Source organism: Pseudoalteromonas sp. BZK2 (assembly GCF_014349195.1).
In the GTDB taxonomy this organism is placed as follows: domain Bacteria; phylum Pseudomonadota; class Gammaproteobacteria; order Enterobacterales; family Alteromonadaceae; genus Pseudoalteromonas; species Pseudoalteromonas simplex.
Genome location: NZ_JACSOG010000026.1, coordinates 48,895 through 71,322, shown reverse-complemented (window position 1 = coordinate 71,322; position 22,428 = coordinate 48,895). Strand labels below are relative to the sequence as shown.

Below are 22,428 nucleotides of genomic sequence, written 5' to 3'. Positions count from 1 at the left end.
TAAAAATCAAGTAAGGAATTAACATGAGTATTTTTTCAGGCAAAGCCTAAATGATGATAACCACCTACTGAAGTAGGTGGTTTAGGGCCGAAAACAAAAGCAGAGGTTTCTGCGGTTAATACCAGAGTAAATTTATATCGAGAACGGCTCAGTAGCATCAGTTGGTTTATGCGCGTTCTTAATGAGAGTATTGCACGACAAGCGAATCAAGAAGATGACTGTAAAGGTCGTTTTTGGGAAGGTCGCTTTAAGTCACAAGCATTACTTGATGAAGCAGCTCTTGCAGCTTGTCTTGCGTATGTTGACCTAAACCCTGTAAGAGCGAAAGCGGCTGATTTACCTGATCAATCTGACTACACCAGTATAAAAACACGCATTGAGTCAGCTCAAAATAATAAGCAACCAAAATCACTTATGCGCTTTGCAGGTAAACCACGTAAGCATATGCCTAAAGGTCTGCCATATGAGCTCAAAACATACCTGCAACTCGTTGATTGGACTGGTCGCTCAATACGAGAAGATAAACCAGGGAAAATCCCTGAAGATGCATTACCAATACTTGAAAGACTAAATATTTGTACTGACAACTGGCTTACACTCACCACTTCCTTTACCCGCTCATTTAAAAATACAGCGGGTAAAGAACAAGCCATCAACGATTATACGAATCACATGAAACGAAAACGAAGAAGCTCAATAACTAATAGCAAAGCTTTGTTTTGTTAATCTATTAAAACTACAAAACAATACTAATAAATAGCTATTGATATAAATAGAAATATCGACGTTCTGAAATTACTTATGATATAAATTAAATAGCTAATTTTTCAGACAGAGCAATAATTAAGTACCAACTCCCTACTTTCATCTAGCCGAGATAAATCTCAATTATGCGATACTGCACTCATATCAATAAATAAAATGGGTATCTTTATTGTTTATGTAAAAAATGGATGTCTCTTTAATTACATTTTATATTCTTAGAACAAAAGTGGGTGTCTAATTATATTGTCAAATCACTAAACAACACCTTGCTTTAACATTGCATCTGCAACTCGTTCAAATCCTGCTATATTCGCACCAAGCACCAAGTCGTGTTCATTAGAGTACTGCTTGGCAGTAACTGAAATAGTATTAAAAATGGATTTCATAACTTGCTGAAGTTTTTCATCAACTTGCTCAGATTGCCACTTTTGCATACTGGCATTTTGAGCCATTTCGAATTGGCTCGTCGCCACACCTCCAGCATTTGCGGCTTTGCTTGGCCCTAAGTAAACGTTGTGCTCTTTGAAAATCTTCATTGCTTCAGGTGTAGTTGGCATATTCGCACCTTCGCACACAGTTAAACATCTGTTTTCTACAAGAGCTTTAGCATCATCTTTAGTAATTTCATTTTGCGTCGCACATGGCAAAGCAATGTCTGCTTCATATCGCCAAACTTGATGACCGTCACTTGGGTATTGATTGACAGGTGTGAACTCAGCATCTTTATGTTCATTCAAATAATCTCTAAGCTCAGCACCACGTTCACTTTTTAGATGCATCACTAATTTTACGTCAAGCCCATTCTTACTATATAGCGTGCCCTTCGAATCGCTACAGCTAAGAATCACAGCATCGTACTCATCAAGCTTTTTCATCAGATAAAGTGCAACATTACCAGCACCAGACACTAAGCACCGTTTTCCTGTTAAAGAGTCGCCTTTCGCATCTAACATAGCACTTAGAAAGTAAGCAACGCCGTATCCTGTTGCTTCTGTTCTTAAAGAAGAGCCATTTAATGATTCAGGTTTTCCAGTTAAAACGCCACTAAATTGGTTTGTGATCCGCTTGTACTGCCCAAACAAATAACCAATTTCTCTCGCCCCAACGCCAATATCACCAGCAGGTACATCTGTATTAGCACCAATATGACGGAAAAGCTCAGTCATGTATGACTGACAAAAACGCATAATTTCATGGTCGCTTTTGCCTTTGGGGTTGAAATCAGCACCACCTTTACCACCACCTAACGGTAAACCTGTCAATGCATTTTTTAAGACTTGCTCAAAGCCCAAAAATTTAACCACACTTTGGTTAACGCTGGGGTGAAATCGTAGGCCGCCCTTAAAAGGACCTAACGATGAACTAAATTCAATTCTAAAACCACGATTAACCTGAACATTTCCAAGATCATCAAGCCAAGGAACCCTAAATATGACTTGCCTTTCTGGCTCTACTAATCGTTCAACAATAGAGTTTTTTTGATACTTATCATTAATCTCGAGATATTGATTAATCGAAGACAGAACCTCTTCAACAGCTTGATAAAACTCCGTTTCATTTGGATTAGAACTCTTTACTGATTTTAACACTTGCTCTATGTATTCCATCACTCATTCCTCTTCAAGCTGTTGAAAATAAGATTCTTACAAATTAAACTCATTTACGAAAAGAATCGATCACTCTTACCTAATCGTAAACACCATTGGCTGCTCACTATCATTTTTCCAATAATAACGTAAAGGCTCACTCTGAGTGTCATAAAACCACACCTCGGCCACCAGCTCTAATCCACTGTTAGCTAACATTAAACTAGATGACAGCTTGCTCTGTACCAATGGTGCACGAAGCAAACACTGGTTATAATCGGCTTTATCGTCGTCGCCTTTAAGACATATGTTTAAAAAGGCTCTGGTGTCACCAATATTCAAATCTACATCTACATCGAGCTCTAATTTACTACTTAAATTAAACTCAGGAGCAATCGTTAAATCATTCATCGTCTCAGGATCCACGCCAGTAGCAGGAGGCGTTGTCTCAGGTGGTGTTGTATCTGTTGTAGGTGCTTGCGTTACATTTGTTCCAGCACTTTCAGTTGCAGAGTCGCCTTCACCACCGCCACCACACGCAGCTAACATTAAGCTTATGATCACTAAAGTATAATGTTTCATAATTATTCTCCTCTTGAAATCACGTTAGCAGGCTTAGCATTGTTGAACCACATTGGCTTTTCTTGTCCTTTTGATTCTGCAAATGCTTTAAAGTCGCTGTATGCATGGGTAATATCTACCCCTTCTTTAGGGTGAGCCCAAGAAGTACCTACTTCAATTGCCCAAGGTAGACCTGTTTCGGTTTGGAAGTAAAAACCCTGCGCACTGTCAGATGCATCATCAGACTCTGCGAAAGAAAATAGTTGCATATCAAATTTTTCTGTCGGCTGCTGATTCTTAAGGTGAACCTCCCAGCTTCTAGGGTCTTTACCAACCAAGGCTTCACCATGATAGTGTCCATCAGCTGCAAATATGAAAGGATCTAATGTGTACTTAGGTGCATCAGCGGTCGCTGTACCTGGTAATAAATCAATAAACAATGAAAACGTGACTTTACTATTGCTATCACAACCCGTCTCGGTTCTAAAATAATTACAATTAGACTGTTTATCAATGTAATCCCAAGTATCAGGCATAATCACGAAAATAGCATCTTCAGTATTTTGCTCTAAGATCTCGTGCGTTTGTTCAAGACCATTAATCAGTAAACTAGTTTTTTCAGCATTAATTTGGCTACGTAAAATGCGTTTATCATTTGAACCTTCCACAGTCTCATATAACCTAACTGCAAAGCCATTATGAAAATCAGCACCTATCCCAACTAGCTCACCTTCTATTTTGTAACCTGTAGCCACACCATTTTGATCTATAATTGTAGTTCGATAGTTTATAACTAAATCATTGAAGTCATAATCTCCAGAAAATGGCCATTTATCCTCAAATGCAAGTGTTACCCAGCTATTTTCTCCTGGGTAAACTAGGCTTCCCAATGTTGTTACAGAGTAATCTTCTACCTCCCCACCAATAACACCACCAGTTGCTGTAATTGGATTGGTTTCACTACCATCAGTTACACGAAAGCGAGACCAGGTTGTTCCCATAACGGCATCATCTGGAACATTAACCAAAATGCTATTATCGCCTTGGTTTAACCTATATTTAGACACCGTAATTTCATCCGCATCAAATTGGTAATTCTGATCCCAATCAAACCATGCGTATAGATATGTCTCGTCATTTGCAGAGGTAACAATAATTTGACTGGTAGTGCCTGCTACCAAATCAGTGACGAACTTAACGCCGTCATCTGATTGATCATCAGGTGTTAAAAGTAAGTCTGAACGTGTATTAATATTCTCGCCATCTACTGTAGCACCTAAGTAAACCAAATTAGTTTGATCTGCATTTGGGTCAAATAAATGTCTTGCGCCACTGTCTTCGAGTGAGGTTTGATAAGGAGCTGGTGCATCACCAAAATCGATTGAATTATCCGTTACCTTTACCTCAGCAATTGCGCAACGTGCACCATCATTTTGATTTGATGTAGGCCCTAAAGTAAACACCGCAGCAGTAGGCGTGTAACCGTTTACAGGGCTGATGCTAAGGTCTACTTTGTGTATTTTACCGCTTCGGTTATTACTAAAATAAAACTGTCCTTTTACATCAAAATACCCAGCACCATTCGCTCCGGTATCACCAGCAATATCTAAGTTCGCCACAAAAGTGGGTGTCTGATTATTAAGATCTATTTCGTATAAGTCGCCATTTGATTCAACTGCATACAAAAGGTTGCTATTAGGATGAAAAGCAAAATCATAAATAGCTAACCCCCAGCTAGCTGAACCCGCAACTAAATCAGCTTGGTATTCATCAGCAGGCTCTGTCAAATCAATACCGTACAATCCGAATTTGGGATGATACAAATAATATACCGCCTGATTAGTTTCACTATTTACATGGATGTCACCCACATAGAAGTTAGTATCAGGCAGACCGTTAACCACGAGTCGTTCTAGTTGATAATCATCACCAATTTTGACAACACTCTTCGGGCTTTGCTTACTAAAGCCATACATATATTGGTCTTTATAGTTAAAACCCACAGCATTTACGCTTTCATTGTTTGTTTCGTCACTAAAGTTTAATGACGGTGCTAATACTGTCGCTTTAGCAGAGACCAAATCAATTCCAAACATTTGTGCAGGTGTACCTTGTATTAGAAATGCTTTACTTGGGCATTCTTCAAACGGAGCTGCGCTTACATAACTAGTGGCAAGCACTGATAAAAGACAGACGGGTATTTTGCTTTTCATAATTACACTCTCCTGTGGTTATGTAATTATTTAAAGCAGCAATTGTTCCAAAATATAACTCATTAAAAAATAAGGTTTTAAATATTTTTTGCAGATCCTTTTTGCAAGATGCAACCATCTATATCGCAAAATGCAATTCTTTTTAATCACAAAAAACAAATTCACTCAACACAAAAGCATGATGTGCTAGAATTGCTTCAGAAAAAATAATAATAAATGTTAAAAATGAACTTTAAAGCTCTTGTTATTCTGCTGTGTACCTTGTCATTTGCATCAATTGCGTCAACTCTACAAGGCCACATTGATGAAGCTAGAACAATAAGCGATTACCAAGAACGCTATAAATATTTAACAAATATAGATAAACGCCTTATTGAATCTGCCAGTTTTGCTGAGCGATTAAGCTTTAATGTTAGATTAATTCACGTTCATATACACCTAGGTCAGTTTCAACAGGCGCAAAATATAGTAGAAGAACTTGAGTCTTCTCCAAAATATAAAAGTGACTCCTCTATTTATAGCGAATTGTATTTAGTCAAAGCTCGATTGGCATATAGTGCAAATAAATTAGAATCTGCAATTCACTTATCTCAACAAAATGTCGCGCTGTTTCAGCGTTTGCAACTCACCGATTACGAAATTGATGCCGTTGTGAGCCTTGTCAGTGCTTATCATAATGCAGGTGAATATCAAGCAGCCTTAAACTTGCTTGAGGTTTATATTCACGACAACAATCGAGAGTTATCCTTAAAGCAAAAAGAAATGCTCTACCATGGTTATTCGCGTAATCTTGAACAGTTAGACCGGTTAACCCTTGCCCTAGAATATAAGCTAAAACGCCGTGAAGTTATTCAGCAAATGTCGCCGTCTATTTCATTACAAGCAGGTATAAGTTATTCAATTGCCCAAAGTTATTTAGATTTAGAACAATACGAAAAAGCAAAGAGCGAGTTTATTACAGCCCTTAGTTTTGATAGGCAAACGGGTTCACTGTCTGATATCGGACATAGTTTAGTTAAGCTATCCCAATGCGAATATGGACTTAAAAACTACCCTGCAGCACTTGCATACGCACAAGAGGCTAAGCAGGTCTTCGCTAGTTATAACAGTACGCGAAATACTGCCTGGGCAAACCATAATATTGCGATAAATTTGCTCGAAATAGATAAACCTGACCAAGCATTAAGCATTGAAAAACAAGTGCTCATTGAACTCAAGCAAGACGATCACTTATATATAGATGTATTACTTACATTAGCTAAGCTGTACATTGGCTCTACTGAGCACGAACAAGCTAAACATTATGCTGAGCAAGCCTACCAGTTAAGTAAGCAAAAAAATAAGCTGCAAAAGCAAATCATTGCCCTAGAACATTTGATCACTGTGACAGAAAAACAAGCTGATTATAAACAAGCCCTGTCGTATCAACGTGCTATTACAGAGCTTGAAAAAGCCTTTGCCCGTAACAACTACAACCACCGTTTAGCTGAGCTACAAAACTCCATTGCAATGCGCGACCGCGATTTAGCAATACAAGATTTAAAACTTCAAGACAATGAAAAAAGCCAAGCTATTGCCGCACAACGTCAAGCTATTTTATACAGCGTCTTATTATTTAGCCTGCTTTTAGCTGCAATGGGCATTGCTTTATTAAGAATAAGACAGAGAAAACAGCTTATTGAACAGCGCCGAAATTATCTGGATAAACAAATCAGTCAACGTAGTAAGTTATTATCACAAGTAGCTCACGAACTAAGTGGTCCATTAACAGGGTTGCGCTTACACCTTGAAACGCTTCAAGCAGGCCTAGCCCAATTTAATGAGCTTACTTACGAAAAACTTAACCAAAAAATCACCGACATGGCAACTTTAGTGACTGATTTAAATAAAATTTCACTTTTAGAACAAAGCAGCTTTCAGCTCAACGTAACAACAATTAATGCGGCTGAGTATTTCCAAAGTTTACACGCAGATATGCTGATCCAGCTTGAAAAATTTGAAGTGACATTTACACAAAATGTTGCTGATGAACTAAGTTTTGAGTGCGATGCAACACGGCTTTCACAGTTATTTGCAAACTTAATCAGTAATTCGCTTAAGTACACAAATCACCCTGGTAAGATTAATTTGACGATTAGCCAAAACCAAACACAGCTTTTAATCTGCTATGAAGATTCATCCCCTGGCGTCAGCGACGAGAGTTTAGCAAAGATTTTTGACCATCTTTATAGAGTGCCTGACTTAAAAACAGTGAAACAGTCAGGTTCAGGAATTGGGCTTGCGATAGTAAAACAAATTGTCGAAGCCCATAACTGGCGTATTACAGCAGCTCATAGCGAACTGGGTGGTGTCCGCTATGACTTAACGATTGCTATTTAGCAGATTTGTCTGGCCATTCGAACGCGCCAACATCGCCAGGAAATACAACCGGTGATTCAATACCGTCTTTGTTTACAGCCGCAACACCAAAATAGTAGTTATCGATAACAACATTTTTAAGGGTTGCTTCGGTTACCTTGCCAACATCGCGGCTAAACTGCCATAGTGGCTCACTGGTATAACGCCAATAGATTTTATAACTAACCACCGTTGGATCATCGCTTTTATGCCACGCTAATGTTGTACTCGGCTTTACGGCACCTGAAATACTAACACCCGTTGGCGGCGCTGGAGCCCACGCCATTGAAGCCATTGTCACTGCATTGAGTGACGTTAATTTCGCCGCATAGGCAAAATCAACATGGTCGATGGTGTCACCATAAGTAATGCCATTTTCAGTACGTAAGTCTTGATGCTGTTGATTATAGTTTTCGTTGGTTTCCATTATACGCACAGCGGCAAAGCCAACATCGTTAAATGGACGGTGATGCCCTCCTCGACCAAACCGATCGAGTCGATATACCAACATGGTATCTAGATTCTCGATGTAACGATCTGCGATTGTATCTATGTAGCGCGCAAGGTTACGACTTGCTGAATCAACCTCACCACCCGTAAAACGGCGTTTATGAGCCTGGTCTTTCGTTTCAATAACGCGTGTGCCTTCAGAGAAAATACGTGCAGTTGTGTTATCTGTTACACCATTAATGCCCGTTGAATTACCAATCATGTCATTGTTTAAAACACCATGAACACGCCAATCATGCTCTTGTGCATATTTAGCTAAGATTTTACCGCCAAACAAGCCTTGCTCTTCACCAGATAATGCTGCGTAAACAATTGAGCCGTTAAATTTATACTTTGATAAAACTCGCGCCGATTCAAGCACGCCAGCCACTCCAGATGCATTATCGTTAGCCCCTGGCGCATCTGAGGTATAGTCCATAACATCAGACACTCTCGAGTCAATATCACCCGACATTATAACCATACGGTTTGCATCAACTTGACCACGCTGTATAGCCACAATATTGACCACGTCAACCGGGTTTGGAATACGCTTTTCACCGGAGATAGTGTCTTTTACCTCGATGATTTCTAGGCAGTTACCGCAAGCTTTAGAAATCGCCTCAAATTCAGACTTGATCCAACGTCTTGCAGCACCAATACCGCGCGTATCTGATTTCGTCTCAGAGAGAGTATGGCGAGTGCCAAAATCAACCAGCGTTTGAATATCTTGCTCTATACGTGTTTTAGAAACAGCACTTGCAATATCATGCAAAGCTTGTTGATCTTTATATTGAGGTGTTGTGGCATGAGCTGCCGAGACCAATAACAGCGATGAGCTAAACAAAGCACCCGTTGTTGTTATTTTACGCTTTAACATAGTTTCACTCCTTTAATGAATCATTAAAGGCTAACTAATATTTCATTTCGCGCAATAGTAATGCGTTAGAAAACAAATTAATAGGTTAAAACATTTCCCGATAAAGCTATTAATACTATTTAATATTTTTAGTGCCTGATAACTTTATTCCCTCGTCATAAAACACCAAGCGATTACCCCCTTCATACTTAGCTTTGTACATAGCTTTATCTGCACACTGTATTAAGAATTCTGCATCACCATAATGCTCTGGAAATAGAACTGCACCAATACTTGGGGAATAACACAGTTCATCATCATTAAAAACTAAAGGCTTACATATTTCACGACTTAGTTTATCAGCAATTTTTTTTACATCAGCTTTGCGTTTTACACTTTTTACAACAATTACAAACTCATCCCCTCCCAAACGGCCAACTATGTCGTCTTTATCCAATACATGGCGAATTCGCATGGCAATAGTTTTTAATAGCTTGTCGCCAGCACTGTGGCCGTGAATATCATTGACTTGCTTGAAGCCATCAATATCGATAAACAATACCGCAATAATTGCAGAAATAGTATTAGCAGTGGATAGTGACTCTTCTAGTTGGGTAATTAAAAAGCTACGATTAGGGAGATTAGTGAGTGGATCGTGCCCAGCCATGAATATGAGTTTTTGCTCAAGCTTTTTCTGTTCTGTTATATCATGAGCAATCGCTACTCTAACTTGCTTTTCTTTTGACCAATAGACAGACCACAAGACATGGACCACAGTACCGTCTTTTTTCACCCACCGGTTTACAAACCTTGGATGTAGATTATCTGTCATTATCTGATTGATAGCATTAATGGTTTTTGCTCTATCTTCGGGATAAACAAAGTCCAACATTTTTCTATTGATGGCTTCTTCTGGTGCGTATCCGAAAATTGTTTCAAAGGCTGGATTAGTAAACAGCAAGGTGCCTTTTACATCTACTACGCAAACAGCATCAAGTAATAGCTCAATAATATCTGACAAATAATCTGAGGTATTTTTGTTCATACGCAACTTTTAGGCTAGCACTATACTGAGTATAGACGAAACCTAACAAGTCACTGAAAGTTTAGACCTTAGGTGGATATAACTTTTTGCTAAGCCATGCAGATATGGCACTAAATATTGCGATACCAGTAAAATCTGCAATTAAATCAACAAAGTCGAATGTTCTCGATTCAATAAAAAATTGGCTTAGCTCTTCTATAATCACAAACGTACTCACAATCAACACAGCTAAATAAATAGGCCGTCCAGCAAGGTTCAATGTTTTAAACTTAAAGGCAAGGTTTATGAATAACGTAAGTAGTCCAAATAAGCAAAAATGCCCCAACTTATCACCGTAAGGAATGGCCGCAACGAGCTCGAAAAACACCGACTTTTGACCAGTATTGGCAAGATACATAACCCAACCAATAAAAGCGAAAAAGCCGATAGCAATTAACACCAGAATACGTTGAAGCATCTTTTATGGCGCCATATGTGAGGTTAAAAATAAAAATTGGTAGGCAATCACTTTATTCCAATAGTGCCAGTCATGAATACCCGGACGCTCAACATAGTCATGGCGGATGCGCATTTTTAACATCGCTTGATGTAACGCTCGGTTTTGCTCAATAAAAAAGTCATCAACGCCTATATCAAGCATAATCGGTAAGGTATCAGCGCCTTTTTTCCATGCAGTATTGCCTGCAGAAATTTTATGAAGATTATTAATGATGGCTATGCTATCCCATTTTTCTTTGTTTTCAGCATAACTGCCGAGTACTTTTTCAAGGTCAAACTCTGCACTAAAGGGCCTAACATCAACCCCAGCAGATATCCCTGAAACTGCTGCAAACTGGTCTGGGTGATTTATTGCAATGTGTAAGGCACCAAAGCCACCCATTGATAAGCCTGTTATTGCACGGCCACTTTTAGACCGATTAGTCGAATATTCAGAATCGATATAATTTAGTAAATCGTCTGCAATGTAGGTTTCGTATTGCGAGCTTTTGTCGATATCAGAATCGAGATACCACGAACCGAAGTTGCCATCAGGGTTAACAATGATGACATCATATTGGTCTGCCAGTTTTTCAATGTTTGTCAGCTTAGTCCAATCACTGTGATTTCCACTGTAGCCATGTAATACATAGATAACATTGTATTTTTTTGAGTCCTGATAGCCATCAGGTAATGTCACCGTTACAGGTTTCTCGATGGCAGTCTTTTTGCCCTTAAATATGTGGGTGTCGGTTTGGTAGGCACAAAGCGGTAAGCTAAAAACGAGGGACAGCGTACAAAGCAACTTTTTCATCATTAATTCCTTTTTCTTATTATATTTTCATTTCTTACACTAGATGTAAATAACTGAATAGTAATTAGATTTTAATCTTAGTTTTTAAATTAAATGAACTGCTAAAAAGCTACTCAAATGGTATAGTAAGGCCACTTTGATTTTTAAAAAGCGTCGTCTATGTATCGTTTATTTGAACGGATGACTAATCCGTTTCCTAAAGAGCAACCCTCTCAGCCACCTAATAGCTTATTTGCTTTTTGCCGTCATTATACCCGTGGCATGGAGCTTTCATTGCTGCTGATGTCGTTAAGTGCCGCAGCACTCGCTATTTTAGAAGTATCGCTATTTAGTTACATGGGCCAACTTGTCGATTGGCTTGGCGAATATACTCCTGATACCTTATTTGTTGAGCAGCAGGCTGAACTGACAAGAATGGCAATTATGTTGCTAGTCGTGTTACCCATTGTCGTATTTTTTCATTCAGCAGTGTTACATCAGGCGCTGCTTGGCAACTACCCTATGTCTATCCGTTGGTTAGCACACCGTTATTTGCTTCGTCAGAGTGTTAGTTTTTATCAAAACGAATTTGCCGGCCGTATTGCAACAAAAGTAATGCAAACCTCATTAGCTGTTCGTGAATCGGTGATGAAACTGCTCGATGTACTAATGTATATCGTGGTCTACTTTGGCGCCATGGTATTTTTGGTCGCAGAATCTGACTGGCGTTTAATGTTGCCATTATTAATTTGGTTAGTTCTTTATGCCGCTATTCAAATGTATTTTGTACCAAAGCTCAAGAAAGTAGCCAGCTCGCAGGCTGATGCGCGCTCAGAAATGACCGGACGTGTAGTTGATAGCTACACTAACATTTCTACTATCAAATTGTTCTCGTACACACAGCGAGAAGAACAATATGCAAAAGATAGTATGGATGTGTTTTTACAACCGGTATATAAGCAAATGCGCTTAGTTACTAGCCTAAACTTCTCTATCAACACGCTAAATTACTTATTGGTATTTAGTATTGCTGCCCTCTCTTTATATCTATGGTCAATTAGCGCCATCAGTGTTGGAGCTATCGCCATTGCGGTGAGTTTATCACTGAGACTAAACGGTATGGCACAGTGGATCATGTGGGAGATCAGTAGCCTATTTGAAAACATTGGTACTGTTGCTGATGGTATGAAAACCCTATCAACGCCGATTGAAGTGGATGATAAAGAAAACGCAAGCACTCTTACTGTTAATGAAGGGTCGATAAGCTTTGAGAATGTGCAATTTAACTATGGTAAAGCTGCCAACGAGACCCTCCGCGGCCCTGTTATCAATGGCTTAAATTTAGATATTAAACCGGGTGAGAAAATAGGTTTAGTAGGTCGCTCTGGTGCAGGTAAATCTACCTTAGTGAATTTGTTACTGCGCTTTTATGATGTTGACTCAGGTACGATTTCTATCGATGGTCAAAACATCGCTGAGGTAAGCCAAGAAAGCTTACGTAAGCACATTGCGATGGTGACGCAAGATACCTCGCTGTTACACCGCTCAGTAAAAGATAACATTCTTTATGGCAGACCCGATGCTACTGAAGATGAAATGCTTGCGGCCGCAAAGCAAGCAGAAGCAATTGAGTTCATCGAAGACTTAGAAGACAGCAAAGGCAATAAAGGCTTTGCCGCACAAGTTGGTGAACGCGGTGTGAAGCTTTCTGGTGGTCAACGTCAACGTATTGCTATTGCACGAGTCCTTCTAAAAGATGCACCAATTCTAATCTTAGATGAGGCAACCAGTGCCCTTGATTCTGAAGTAGAAGCCGCAATTCAAACTAGCCTAGACGATTTAATGACCGGCAAAACAGTTATTGCCATTGCGCACCGCCTATCAACTATTGCGCAAATGGATAGACTCATTGTGCTTGATGAAGGTGGCGTGGTTGAACAAGGCTCTCACGAGCAACTAATTGCCCAAGATGGTATCTATGCTGCCCTATGGTCACACCAAACAGGTGGCTTTATTGGCGTTGAGTAGCTAGGTTTTCAGTATTAAAAAAGGCATTGTATGAGCATTCATTCAATGCCTTTTATATATGTTAGCAATGCTGTTTAAATCAAACGTAAACCAATTAAAACAAGCATCACACTATTTGCCAAAGCAGCGATTAAAAAGAAATAGCTGCGTGGGCTTGGATTCTTCTCAGTTGCTACACCATAATACAGCAGCATATGAATGATCCTGGCTATCACATACAACCAAATACACAGTGCAAACGCACTACTGTTCAAGTTTAAAAAGAACCCAAGAAATACGCTACCTAAAAATAACGGGCTATTTTCTAAGGTATTCATAAATGTGCGATGTGAACGAAATACAAAGCTATCGTGGCTTAATGAATTATCGAGTTTACCAGGCACCGCATTGGGCTGTTTGGCTTTAGTGACAGCGGCAACCAACCACTGAATTGTCAGCATAATCAGGTAAACATACACGGCCGCATATGCTGAAAGAGTAAGTTCAGGCATTTTCATTTCCTTTAGTTAAAAGCATATAGACTTACACTTTGCAAGATACCTACCAAGCCAAAAATCAAAGCAAACCATTGATTTTAGGTGTATTTACTTTTATTTCGTTATGCGTACTCTGCCATTACTACGTACTGTATATAAAAATTACAGTGTGGATTGGTCTAAGTTCAACTCGCTAACTTTAAGCGATTCACCTGTTTTACTTTACCCATACTAAGTCTGTCTATACTCTATATGGTCTGTTTTCTATAACATTAGCTGCTTTGCTAATAGTTAATGTATAAAAATAATAATAAAAGGTTTTATTATGCGTTTAGGGCCCGGACTGCTAGTCACCGCAGCTTTTATTGGACCAGGTACCATCACCACGGCAAGTGTTGCAGGTGCTAATTTTGGCTTTGCTCTTATTTGGACGTTATTGTTCTCAGTTGTAGCAACTATTTTGTTGCAATCAATGGCTGCTCGTCTAGGTGTGGCGACAGGGCTAGATTTAGCATCTGCACTCAGAACCACCATTCAAACACCGATTTTTAAAGCCCTGGCTGCCATATTAGTGATCAGTGCAATTGGTATTGGCAGTGCAGCTTATGAAGCAGGCAATCTGACTGGTGCCAGTTTAGGACTGCAAGAAATACTCCCTTCAGTGAGTCCACTACTCTGGACTCCCCTTATTGCAATTTTAAGTGCAGTGCTCTTGTACACTGGCAAACATAAAGTCATTGAGGGGGCGTTAATTGTTTTAGTAGTCTTGATGAGTTTAGTGTTTATTTCAACGCTGGTGATGGCGGCTCCGCCACTTGGTGAAGTGCTAAAAGGATTTATACCTAGCTTACCTGATAATTCAATTACCACGGTACTTGCCTTGATAGGTACAACCATTGTGCCCTACAACCTGTTTTTACACTCTGGGGTACTTGCAGAAAAACACGATAGTTCAAAAAATATCGACAAAGTAATCAAAGAAACAAACCTTGATACCGGTATTTCGATAACTTTAGGTGGCATAATCACGTTAGCTATCTTATCAACAGCCTCTGTGGCATTTTATGGTACCGATGCAGGTAAAATTTCAGCGGCCAATATGGCTGTGCAACTTGAGCCCCTTCTAGGTGGTATGGCTCATTATTTCTTTGCTATCGGTTTATGTGCGGCCGGGCTTACTAGCGCAATAACTGCACCGCTTGCGGGTGCTTACGCTGTTTGCGGCATGCTTGGTTGGTCAACACAAATGAGTGATACACGTTTTAAACTGGTTGCTATCACTATCCTTGTTTTCGGTGCACTGGTCGCATCGCTTGGGCTTGATCCGGTTGCGGTTATCATCTTTGCGCAAGCTGCCAATGGATTATTACTTCCAATTGTTACCTGTTACCTTGTTTGGTTAGTGAATCAAAAATCGGTGATGAAAGGATACACTAATTCGCTTTTACTTAACCTTGTAATTGTGCCAGTAATACTGCTTATATTTGGCCTTAGCCTTTATAAACTAAGCAATCTAATTTTTTAGCTTTTAGTTTGAAAATATGTATTAAAAAAAGGCCGCAAATTTGCGGCCTTTTTATATGTTGAGCACTTATTTAGTATAAGCGCGTGGCATCGCTGAATCAGTTGTATAACGGTCGCGTAGTTTGTCTTGACGCGCTTCGGTTGAAACCTCTTCACCGTTGATCCACATTTTGCTTACGTGTGAGTTAAGCTCAAATGGATCAGCAGACCACATAACTAGGTTTGCACGTTTACCTTTGGCAATTGCGCCTGAGTTTAAACCAAAAACATCAGCAATATTGCTGGTAACTGCGCTAAGTGCACCTTGTTGGCTCATACCGTATGACACAGCATTACCTGCATCAAAACGTAATTGGTATACATTGTGGCTTGAGTCACCAGCAACACCAATAATGACTTTTACACCCGCTTTTTCAAGCTTACCTGCGTTAGCAAGATTTGCATGCATAGAGTCAAAGCTACCCGGTAAGTTAGCCATAGAGCTGATGATTACAGGTACATCCGCTTTAGCTAGAGCATCCGCAACCACAACAGCATCATCACCGCCATGAATCACTAAATTGATGCCATAGCTTTCTTTTAACTTAACAAGTTCATAGATGTCAGATGCGCGTTGAACACTGGCAATAAGTGGCATATCACCAGCAAGCACAGCTGCTAAAACTTTTTGCTCTGTTGATGGCTCTTTTTTGTCATCTTTTTTAGCTGACTTTTCGCCTTCAAGCTTGTCGATAAGTGTTTTCATCGACATAGCACGTGAGCCTTTACTCTTTTCGCCTAGGTGAACAACAAGTGCAACTTGCTTTTTATTTATGCTTTCAAAGCTACCTGATAGATCAACTACAGATGCAAGACCCGCAAAGATACTGTCACCGCCGTTTGGTACAATCACGTCTTGAGTAATACCGCCTTTGCGTGCATAAGGAATTAAGCTACTGCGTGGGTTGAATGCAAGGCTTGGATCAAAATCAATGCCCGCTTTGTCATCACCACCATCACGCGACCCTGCAACAGCACCCACTTCTACTAAGCCTAATTGGTTCATAGTACCAATAAAGCCTGCAGTCACGATTTGGCCTTTTGCATCAATGGTTGTATCCGCGTTGACAGTCGCTGGGTTAATAGCAACAATTTTGCCATCTTCAATAACAACGCTTGCGCCTTCAAGTACGCCTTGCTCTGTTGAAGTGTGTAGTGTTGCATTTACAATCGCTACTGATGCAGCACTTGCTGTCGCAGAAAATAAGCCAGCAGCAACAAGTGACAGCTTTAATGATTTAGTTAATTTTGTCATCAATGTTACTCCTATTTTTGACCTAGCATGAAATCACTTTGTGCTTGGTATTTATCATCGTTACGATCATAAACTTTGGCACCATCGATAAATACTTGTTCAGCTTTCGCATAAACACTGAATGGGTTTTGGTTCCAAATAACCACATCAGCTTGCTTACCTGCTTCAAGTGAACCTGTTTTATCATCAATCCCCAGTGATTTAGCCGCGTTTGAAGTGATCCACTTAATTGCGTGTTGCTCAGAGATGTCGTAACCCACATCATTCGCGCGATACATCACTTTACCGGCTTCTTGATTTAAGCGTTGAATCGTTGTATCAGAATCAGAGTGAACAACGGCACATGAATTTTTAACAGCATCTACAATTGCTACGTTCTCTTGAACCATGTCGTAGGCTTCCATTTTAAAGCCCCACCAATCTGGCCAAAGTGCCGCACAGTTACCGTTTTCAGCCAGTAAGTCAGCAATTTTGTATGCTTCAACACCGTGATGGAAAGTGCCTGAGTGATAACCAAACTCTTTACCAAGGTCGATCATCATGGCCATTTCTTCTGCTTTATAACAGTGGTTATGGATTAATATGTCACCTTCTAACACGCCAGCTAGCGTATCTAGCTTAATGTCGCGGTGAGGTGCTGCAGGGTTTTTACCTGCGGCATAATCACTTTCGTACTTATCCCATTCACGTTTGTACTCAGTCGCTTCAATCCACGCTGTGCGATAGCCCGCCATGTTACCCATACGCGTTGATGGTAAAACACCTTTGCGGCCATAAACACGTTTCGGGTTTTCACCACATGCCATTTTTAAACCATATGGTGCTTCAGGAAACTTCATACCTTGCATCGTGTGCGAGGGAATGTTTTTAAGCGTTACACCGCGGCCACCAATTAAGTTTGCTGAACCAGGTAGAATTTGTAATGACGTAATACCGCCTTCACGAGCACGGTTAAAGCCAGGATCTTGTGGCCATACTGAATGCTCAACCCATACTTCTGCAGTCACAGGGCTGGTCATTTCATTACCATCTTGGTGAGATGCCACTGATGGAGTTGGGTATGCACCTAAATGTGAATGCACGTCAATAATACCCGGTGTTACCCATTTACCTTCTGCATCAATTGTTTTATCAGCTTGTACAGAAAGGTCTTTACCTACTTGTTGTACTTTGCCATCAACAAAGAATACATCTGCGTTATCTAAACGCTCACCTGTGCCGGTTAAAACAGTGGCATTAGTGATTAACGTACTTTGTGATGCAAGTGGCTGATAAGTGCTTGGGTATGGGTTTTTGTTAATTGAGACTTTTGGATCTTGTGGGCCATTGTCTTGACAACCCGCTAACGCGACACCAAGCGCCATAACCAACAAGGATGGTGCAAATTTTTGCATTCTTACGTTCCTCTTTTTTATTATTTAATTACTTTAACTAATTGTTAATTCTAATGCGAGTAAACGAGGCCAGTCACCAATATTCAAGACGAACAACCAGCCTCACAGAGCACTATTTCTTTATGTAGTTGTTATATAACTGCTCTAACGCACCTTCGGTCGTCAAGCTCGGATCTTTGTTGATAAAATGTTTCACAGTTCGAGTTACAAAGTCTGAGTTTTGCTTGTGCTGCTTGGCAAAACTTTTAATCAGTGAATCTGCATCGTTAGCTGCGGTTATTTTTTCGTGTCGATGGCGGTATTGACTCAATGCACGGTTAAAATCACCATTATAATCTTCGACCACCAGCTTATAGAATTCTGTTCTGTCGACTTGTAAATCATTAATGCAGTAATTAAGCGCGTCTTTAAAGTCATAAAAGACTTTGCCTTGCACATCAAATTCGGCACGTTTCTCGCGAATAGTGACACTGGCATCTTCAGTTGCATAACTATAACCTTGAAATGCTAATCGCTCTGCCGCCTCTGCACCTAACTTCATGCCTGCTTTAATACTGTGCACAAACTCATCACTCATATCGTGAAGTTCACTTTCATGCCACATGTGATAAATTCTCAGCGCTTTTGCATATTTTGCAGAAAGTTTCTTTTTTAGCTTTGTCACTCGCCCATCAATAGTTAGCACTCGTTCGTTATGCAGTAATGCAAAGCACTCATAACATGCTGGAATTGATATAAATTCGGCCTCTTCGCCTAAATCTATAATGCTTTGCAGCATATGCAGTGGCGGACAAAAATCTCGCTCAGTTGCTTCACAACCACAATAAAAACATTGATTAAAGTGTTTTGATTCAGATGCATAGGCTTGTTGATAATAGCCTGCTAATTTTGTGGTCACTGATGCTCCTTATACTCTGATTAGCCTTTTAAAGAAAAGCTAGAGTTAATACTTAAATGTAACAGCCACGTAAATATCAAGTCTTAAATACGAGCTAATACAGGATTTTTAAAAATTAATTAAAAAATTTTAAGGCTAATTGTGTCAACATTCACACTTTAAAATAGCACTTATCAAACGGTTAGTTTTGTTTGTTCACATCTACATACTTACTTACATCTTGTCGATTTTCATTAACAGCAATTGTTTTTGTTTAGCGTAATACTTTAAATGTGCCCAGCAAACAGGAAGTGTGCAGTATCCATAATAGCCAGGTCGCACAAATGTTACGTTATAGACAACAACTGGAGAGAAAGATGAATACGTTAACTACAGCACTAGGTACAGCAATAATTTTAGGTTCTTCACTAGCAGCAACTGATGCAAGTGCAGCCCAATTTGTCGCAGCAGATAACTCAGTTGGCACTCAAGCGTGTATGGCTATTGCATCAAATAAGCCACTCAATGTAATCGGAACTATGCGCGATTTACGCTTAAGTAAACGAGTAATGACAGAAAAACTATTTTGCAATGATATGCCAACTAATAAGTTTGTTAGCACTTATGGGTTGCATAACTCTGCGAAATACTTAAATTTTGACATAGCAACAAAAACCAGTATTCAAGATATCGCTAACGTATCTGATGACACTGTGATTGTAATTGCAGGCTCAAAATAATGATGAATACACAGTAGCAGGTCTTTGAAGGCCTGCTACAAATTCCTTCTTCATTAGACTAGCGCAGCTATCAGGCCAAATAAGCCGCCAAACACCCCACCCCAAATTACTAACCAACCTAAATGTTCTTTGATCATGGTTTGAATAATATCTTTTACCATGGTTGGTGTAAGCTCATTCAATCGTTCATCAACTAAACGCTTAACTGTACTGTGTAATGAGCCACCAAGGTGAGATTTTGCAAATAGCTTTTCATCAAGAATGGTTTTAAATTCGTCGCTCTTCGAAATATCAATAACCGCCGCTTTCATTTTTTCAATGAAAGGTTCGCGCATTGGCTCGAGCGCATCACGGCCACCAAACATCGACAGCATGCCACCAAATTGAGAGTTTTCAATAACCTCAATTAAAGAGTCATAAGCCGGACTTAAATTAACTTCACTGATCACAGGCTCTAATTCAATATTTGGTTTAGCGAGCGCCATGACCTGATCGATTTTTTCTTCAGCGAAGAACTCGGTCATTACCAAGTTACGAATCGCCACCTTAAAAGACGCAAACTTTAATGTTATAACACCAGAGCCGTATAAAAATGGTACTTTTTCGAATAGCATGTGAATAGCAAGCCAGTTTGTTACTGCGCCCGATAACGCAAATAAACCAACAGAAAGCACAATTGCTTGTTCAAATAAAAATCCGACTAATACTAAGGCAAGTGCCACTAAGTTAGTAATGAGACTTTTATTCATCTGACCCCTCATAAATACTTCGATAAACTTTAACAATATTAACGCTATGGGTTTGTTAATTCATCGTCTTTTTGCCATAGTTTAATTATATGGTTAAAAGGTGAACAAAATTATGTGGAATTCGGTGAATGAACAGATTAGCCAAGCGATGCATTTTGATTTTAAGCATACCTTTAAGCGCCAATTACAATCACCCAATAACGATAAATACTTCCAAATTGGCGATGATTTACACCACTTCTTTGTGAAAGTCGCTCACTTAAGTGATCTGGAGCGCTTAGAGTGCGAAGCCTTTAATCTAGAGCTGTTAACTCAAGAAAGCTTATTTATGATCCCAGATTGCATCACCACAGGTTGCAATATTGAGTTTTCATTTATCGTGCTTGAATGGTTAGAACTTGATAAACAGCCCCATACCCATTGGCATGAAATGGGAGAACACCTTGCTCATTTACACCAAAAGCATACCCAAGCCATGTTCGGCTTAGATAACGACAACTTCCTTGGCCCTACTCTACAACCAAATCGTTGGCACAAAAAATGGGATGTATTTTTTGCTGAAGAACGCATTGGTTGGCAATTACAGTTATTACAAGAAAAAGGCATTGAGCTTGTTAATCAAGACACCTTCATCGCTTTTGTTAAAGACGCACTGCATAGCCATATTGTAGAGCCTTCGTTATTACACGGTGACTTTTGGCGTCGAAATATGGGCTTTTATAATAATGTGCCCAGTGTGTTTGACCCTGCTTGTTATTATGGTGATCGAGAATGCGATATCGCAATGAGTGAGCTTTATGCACCACTTCCCGATAGCTTTTATGACGCCTATAACGATATCTACCCATTGCAGGTAGGCTACGAGCAACGTAGAGCCATCTACCAACTATACCCTATGCTCAATAATGCCAATATCTTTGCAGGGCACTATCTTACTGAAGCAAAACAACAAATTGATCAGCTCCTGAAATAAGCTAAAAATCACTGTAAAAGGAATGTCACAAACAGCTAAACACAGCTATATTTAGCTTATAAAGCGTATTAATAAAGATGCTAACCGAATTGGTAGCACTACGCTTACATCTATTCGGTTAGTGAGTTATATCAATCTAATTAAATCTAGATTCATTTTTGATGAGTTAGGGTTTAATGAAGATTGCAATTTAACGAACTCAGGCATGCCTGATTAAGGTAAAAGCTGATGAAAGACCAATACACACAACGGATTTCATGCCCTCACTGTGGCCACCACATTCATGTTGCACTTGATGCAAGCGACGGTGACCAAGATTACTATGAAGATTGCGCAGCATGTTGCAATCCCATTCATTTGAATATGCATATCGATTACGCACACAACAAACTCGAATTACATGTCGATAGTGACGACGAGCAAATTTTTTAATTTGCTCGTTTTTATACTTATCTAGCTCGTTTATTGTATTTATTTTGCTTGTTGCGAGAGATAATTTTCGACCGTGTTGATAATGGTATAAGTTTGTTGATCAACTTCGATATTTAACTTATCACCCTCATGGTAGTTATCGAGATTGGTAATTGAGAGTGTTTCTGGGATCAGGTGTAGCCAAAAGCCCTGCTCATCAACTTCACCTACAGTGAGGCTTGCCCCGTTAACGCTGACAAACCCTTTGTACAGCACGTATTTTTGCCACTCTTTTGCTAATGCTAATTGCATTTTACAGTTATCTTGATGATGGTTAATTGAAAGTATCTCTGCCATACAATGAATGTGACCAGACACGATATGCCCACCTAGTTCAGTACCAAAAGTCACTGAACGTTCAAAATTCACCGTATCATTGACAGCAAGCATACCAAGGTTGGTTAACTTCAATGTTTCATCAATCACATCAAAATTTATTACACAGCAGCCTTTCGTGTCTGATGCAAACTTCACCACGGTTAAACAACAACCATTAATGGCTATGCTTGCGCCGATATTCAGGTTTTCAGCATATTGCTGCTCTACTTGTAAAGCTAGCCTTAGTACACCGACTTGGTTAGTAGCATCAACCACAACGGCTTGCGTTTGCACAATTCCAGTGAACATCGCTTTCTCTTTTCTTCATTAAATAGATAACTGCGATTTTTATTGATCTATGAATAGATTACAATGGCTGTCTGTTTATTTAGTCGTGTA

Annotated in this window: 19 protein-coding genes and 1 pseudogene; 7 read left to right on the top strand and 13 right to left on the bottom strand. The window is 39.6% G+C overall.

The genetic code is table 11. The annotated features are described in order from the left end of the window. Positions 1-126: 126 nt before the first annotated feature. A pseudogene (locus tag BIZ38_RS15540) lies at positions 127-726 on the top strand (transposase); the annotation flags it as partial. Between the two features lie 293 nt (positions 727-1,019). Here BIZ38_RS15540 and gdhA read toward each other — a convergent pair. The 3 genes from gdhA to BIZ38_RS15525 form a co-directional block, all read right to left on the bottom strand. Further along, on the bottom strand, positions 1,020-2,372 hold the full coding sequence (gdhA, locus tag BIZ38_RS15535; RefSeq protein ID WP_187490690.1) for an NADP-specific glutamate dehydrogenase: 1,353 nt from the start codon (positions 2,370-2,372) through the stop codon (positions 1,020-1,022). A gap of 75 nt (positions 2,373-2,447) precedes the next feature. Then, positions 2,448-2,933, bottom strand: coding sequence for a hypothetical protein (locus tag BIZ38_RS15530; protein ID WP_054554751.1), 486 nt, complete (start codon positions 2,931-2,933; stop codon positions 2,448-2,450). Positions 2,934-2,935: 2 nt separating this feature from the next. Further along, the gene (locus tag BIZ38_RS15525; protein ID WP_187490689.1) at positions 2,936-5,125 is read right to left on the bottom strand and encodes an LruC domain-containing protein; all 2,190 of its coding nucleotides are present in this window, start codon (positions 5,123-5,125) and stop codon (positions 2,936-2,938) included. Positions 5,126-5,350: 225 nt separating this feature from the next. Between BIZ38_RS15525 and BIZ38_RS15520 the strand changes: the two genes are divergently transcribed. Beyond that, complete coding sequence (locus tag BIZ38_RS15520) at positions 5,351-7,504, top strand: ATP-binding protein (RefSeq protein ID WP_187490688.1); 2,154 nt, start codon at positions 5,351-5,353, stop codon at positions 7,502-7,504. Here BIZ38_RS15520 and BIZ38_RS15515 read toward each other — a convergent pair. The 4 genes from BIZ38_RS15515 to BIZ38_RS15500 form a co-directional block, all read right to left on the bottom strand. After that, positions 7,497-8,891 (bottom strand): M28 family metallopeptidase, encoded by a 1,395-nt coding sequence (locus tag BIZ38_RS15515; protein WP_187490687.1) that lies wholly within the window; start codon positions 8,889-8,891, stop codon positions 7,497-7,499. The two genes, BIZ38_RS15520 and BIZ38_RS15515, sit on opposite strands and share 8 nt — an antisense overlap. Positions 8,892-9,006: 115 nt before the next feature. Next, entirely contained in the window at positions 9,007-9,915 is a 909-nt protein-coding gene (locus BIZ38_RS15510) for a GGDEF domain-containing protein (RefSeq protein ID WP_138617588.1), read from the bottom strand. A 61-nt stretch (positions 9,916-9,976) separates the two neighbouring features. Continuing rightward, on the bottom strand, positions 9,977-10,372 hold the full coding sequence (locus BIZ38_RS15505; protein ID WP_187490686.1) for a VanZ family protein: 396 nt from the start codon (positions 10,370-10,372) through the stop codon (positions 9,977-9,979). Between the two features lie 3 nt (positions 10,373-10,375). Then, a complete protein-coding gene (locus BIZ38_RS15500) occupies positions 10,376-11,206 on the bottom strand; it encodes an alpha/beta hydrolase (RefSeq protein WP_187490685.1) in 831 nt (276 codons plus the stop codon). 159 nt (positions 11,207-11,365) lie between these two features. Here BIZ38_RS15500 and BIZ38_RS15495 point away from each other — a divergent pair, with 159 nt between their 5' ends. Next, complete coding sequence (locus tag BIZ38_RS15495; RefSeq protein ID WP_054554743.1) at positions 11,366-13,213, top strand: ABC transporter ATP-binding protein; 1,848 nt, start codon at positions 11,366-11,368, stop codon at positions 13,211-13,213. Between the two features lie 74 nt (positions 13,214-13,287). Here the strand turns inward: BIZ38_RS15495 and BIZ38_RS15490 are convergent, their stop codons facing one another. Further along, positions 13,288-13,704 (bottom strand): MAPEG family protein, encoded by a 417-nt coding sequence (locus tag BIZ38_RS15490; protein WP_138601857.1) that lies wholly within the window; start codon positions 13,702-13,704, stop codon positions 13,288-13,290. A 310-nt stretch (positions 13,705-14,014) separates the two neighbouring features. Between BIZ38_RS15490 and BIZ38_RS15485 the strand changes: the two genes are divergently transcribed. Next, positions 14,015-15,214 (top strand): Nramp family divalent metal transporter, encoded by a 1,200-nt coding sequence (locus BIZ38_RS15485; protein ID WP_138601855.1) that lies wholly within the window; start codon positions 14,015-14,017, stop codon positions 15,212-15,214. A 66-nt stretch (positions 15,215-15,280) separates the two neighbouring features. Here the strand turns inward: BIZ38_RS15485 and BIZ38_RS15480 are convergent, their stop codons facing one another. The 3 genes from BIZ38_RS15480 to BIZ38_RS15470 form a co-directional block, all read right to left on the bottom strand. Continuing rightward, positions 15,281-16,507, bottom strand: a complete 1,227-nt coding sequence (locus BIZ38_RS15480; RefSeq protein WP_187490684.1) for an amidohydrolase family protein — start codon at positions 16,505-16,507, stop codon at positions 15,281-15,283. An 11-nt stretch (positions 16,508-16,518) separates the two neighbouring features. After that, complete coding sequence (locus tag BIZ38_RS15475) at positions 16,519-17,901, bottom strand: amidohydrolase (protein WP_187490683.1); 1,383 nt, start codon at positions 17,899-17,901, stop codon at positions 16,519-16,521. Positions 17,902-18,013: 112 nt separating this feature from the next. Next, on the bottom strand, positions 18,014-18,799 hold the full coding sequence (locus BIZ38_RS15470; protein ID WP_138601849.1) for a hypothetical protein: 786 nt from the start codon (positions 18,797-18,799) through the stop codon (positions 18,014-18,016). A 356-nt stretch (positions 18,800-19,155) separates the two neighbouring features. On the opposite strand from BIZ38_RS15470, the gene BIZ38_RS15465 reads away from it, so the two are divergent. Then, positions 19,156-19,518 (top strand): DUF3718 domain-containing protein, encoded by a 363-nt coding sequence (locus tag BIZ38_RS15465; protein ID WP_054554737.1) that lies wholly within the window; start codon positions 19,156-19,158, stop codon positions 19,516-19,518. Between the two features lie 53 nt (positions 19,519-19,571). Here the strand turns inward: BIZ38_RS15465 and BIZ38_RS15460 are convergent, their stop codons facing one another. Next, positions 19,572-20,267, bottom strand: coding sequence for a DUF445 domain-containing protein (locus BIZ38_RS15460; RefSeq protein WP_187490682.1), 696 nt, complete (start codon positions 20,265-20,267; stop codon positions 19,572-19,574). Between the two features lie 112 nt (positions 20,268-20,379). On the opposite strand from BIZ38_RS15460, the gene BIZ38_RS15455 reads away from it, so the two are divergent. Both BIZ38_RS15455 and BIZ38_RS15450 read left to right on the top strand, forming a co-directional pair. After that, positions 20,380-21,240, top strand: coding sequence for a fructosamine kinase family protein (locus BIZ38_RS15455; protein WP_187490681.1), 861 nt, complete (start codon positions 20,380-20,382; stop codon positions 21,238-21,240). A gap of 228 nt (positions 21,241-21,468) precedes the next feature. Beyond that, a complete protein-coding gene (locus tag BIZ38_RS15450) occupies positions 21,469-21,672 on the top strand; it encodes a CPXCG motif-containing cysteine-rich protein (RefSeq protein WP_054561385.1) in 204 nt (67 codons plus the stop codon). A 39-nt stretch (positions 21,673-21,711) separates the two neighbouring features. Here the strand turns inward: BIZ38_RS15450 and BIZ38_RS15445 are convergent, their stop codons facing one another. After that, the gene (locus BIZ38_RS15445; RefSeq protein ID WP_187490680.1) at positions 21,712-22,338 is read right to left on the bottom strand and encodes a riboflavin synthase subunit alpha; all 627 of its coding nucleotides are present in this window, start codon (positions 22,336-22,338) and stop codon (positions 21,712-21,714) included. Positions 22,339-22,428 lie beyond the last annotated feature (90 nt).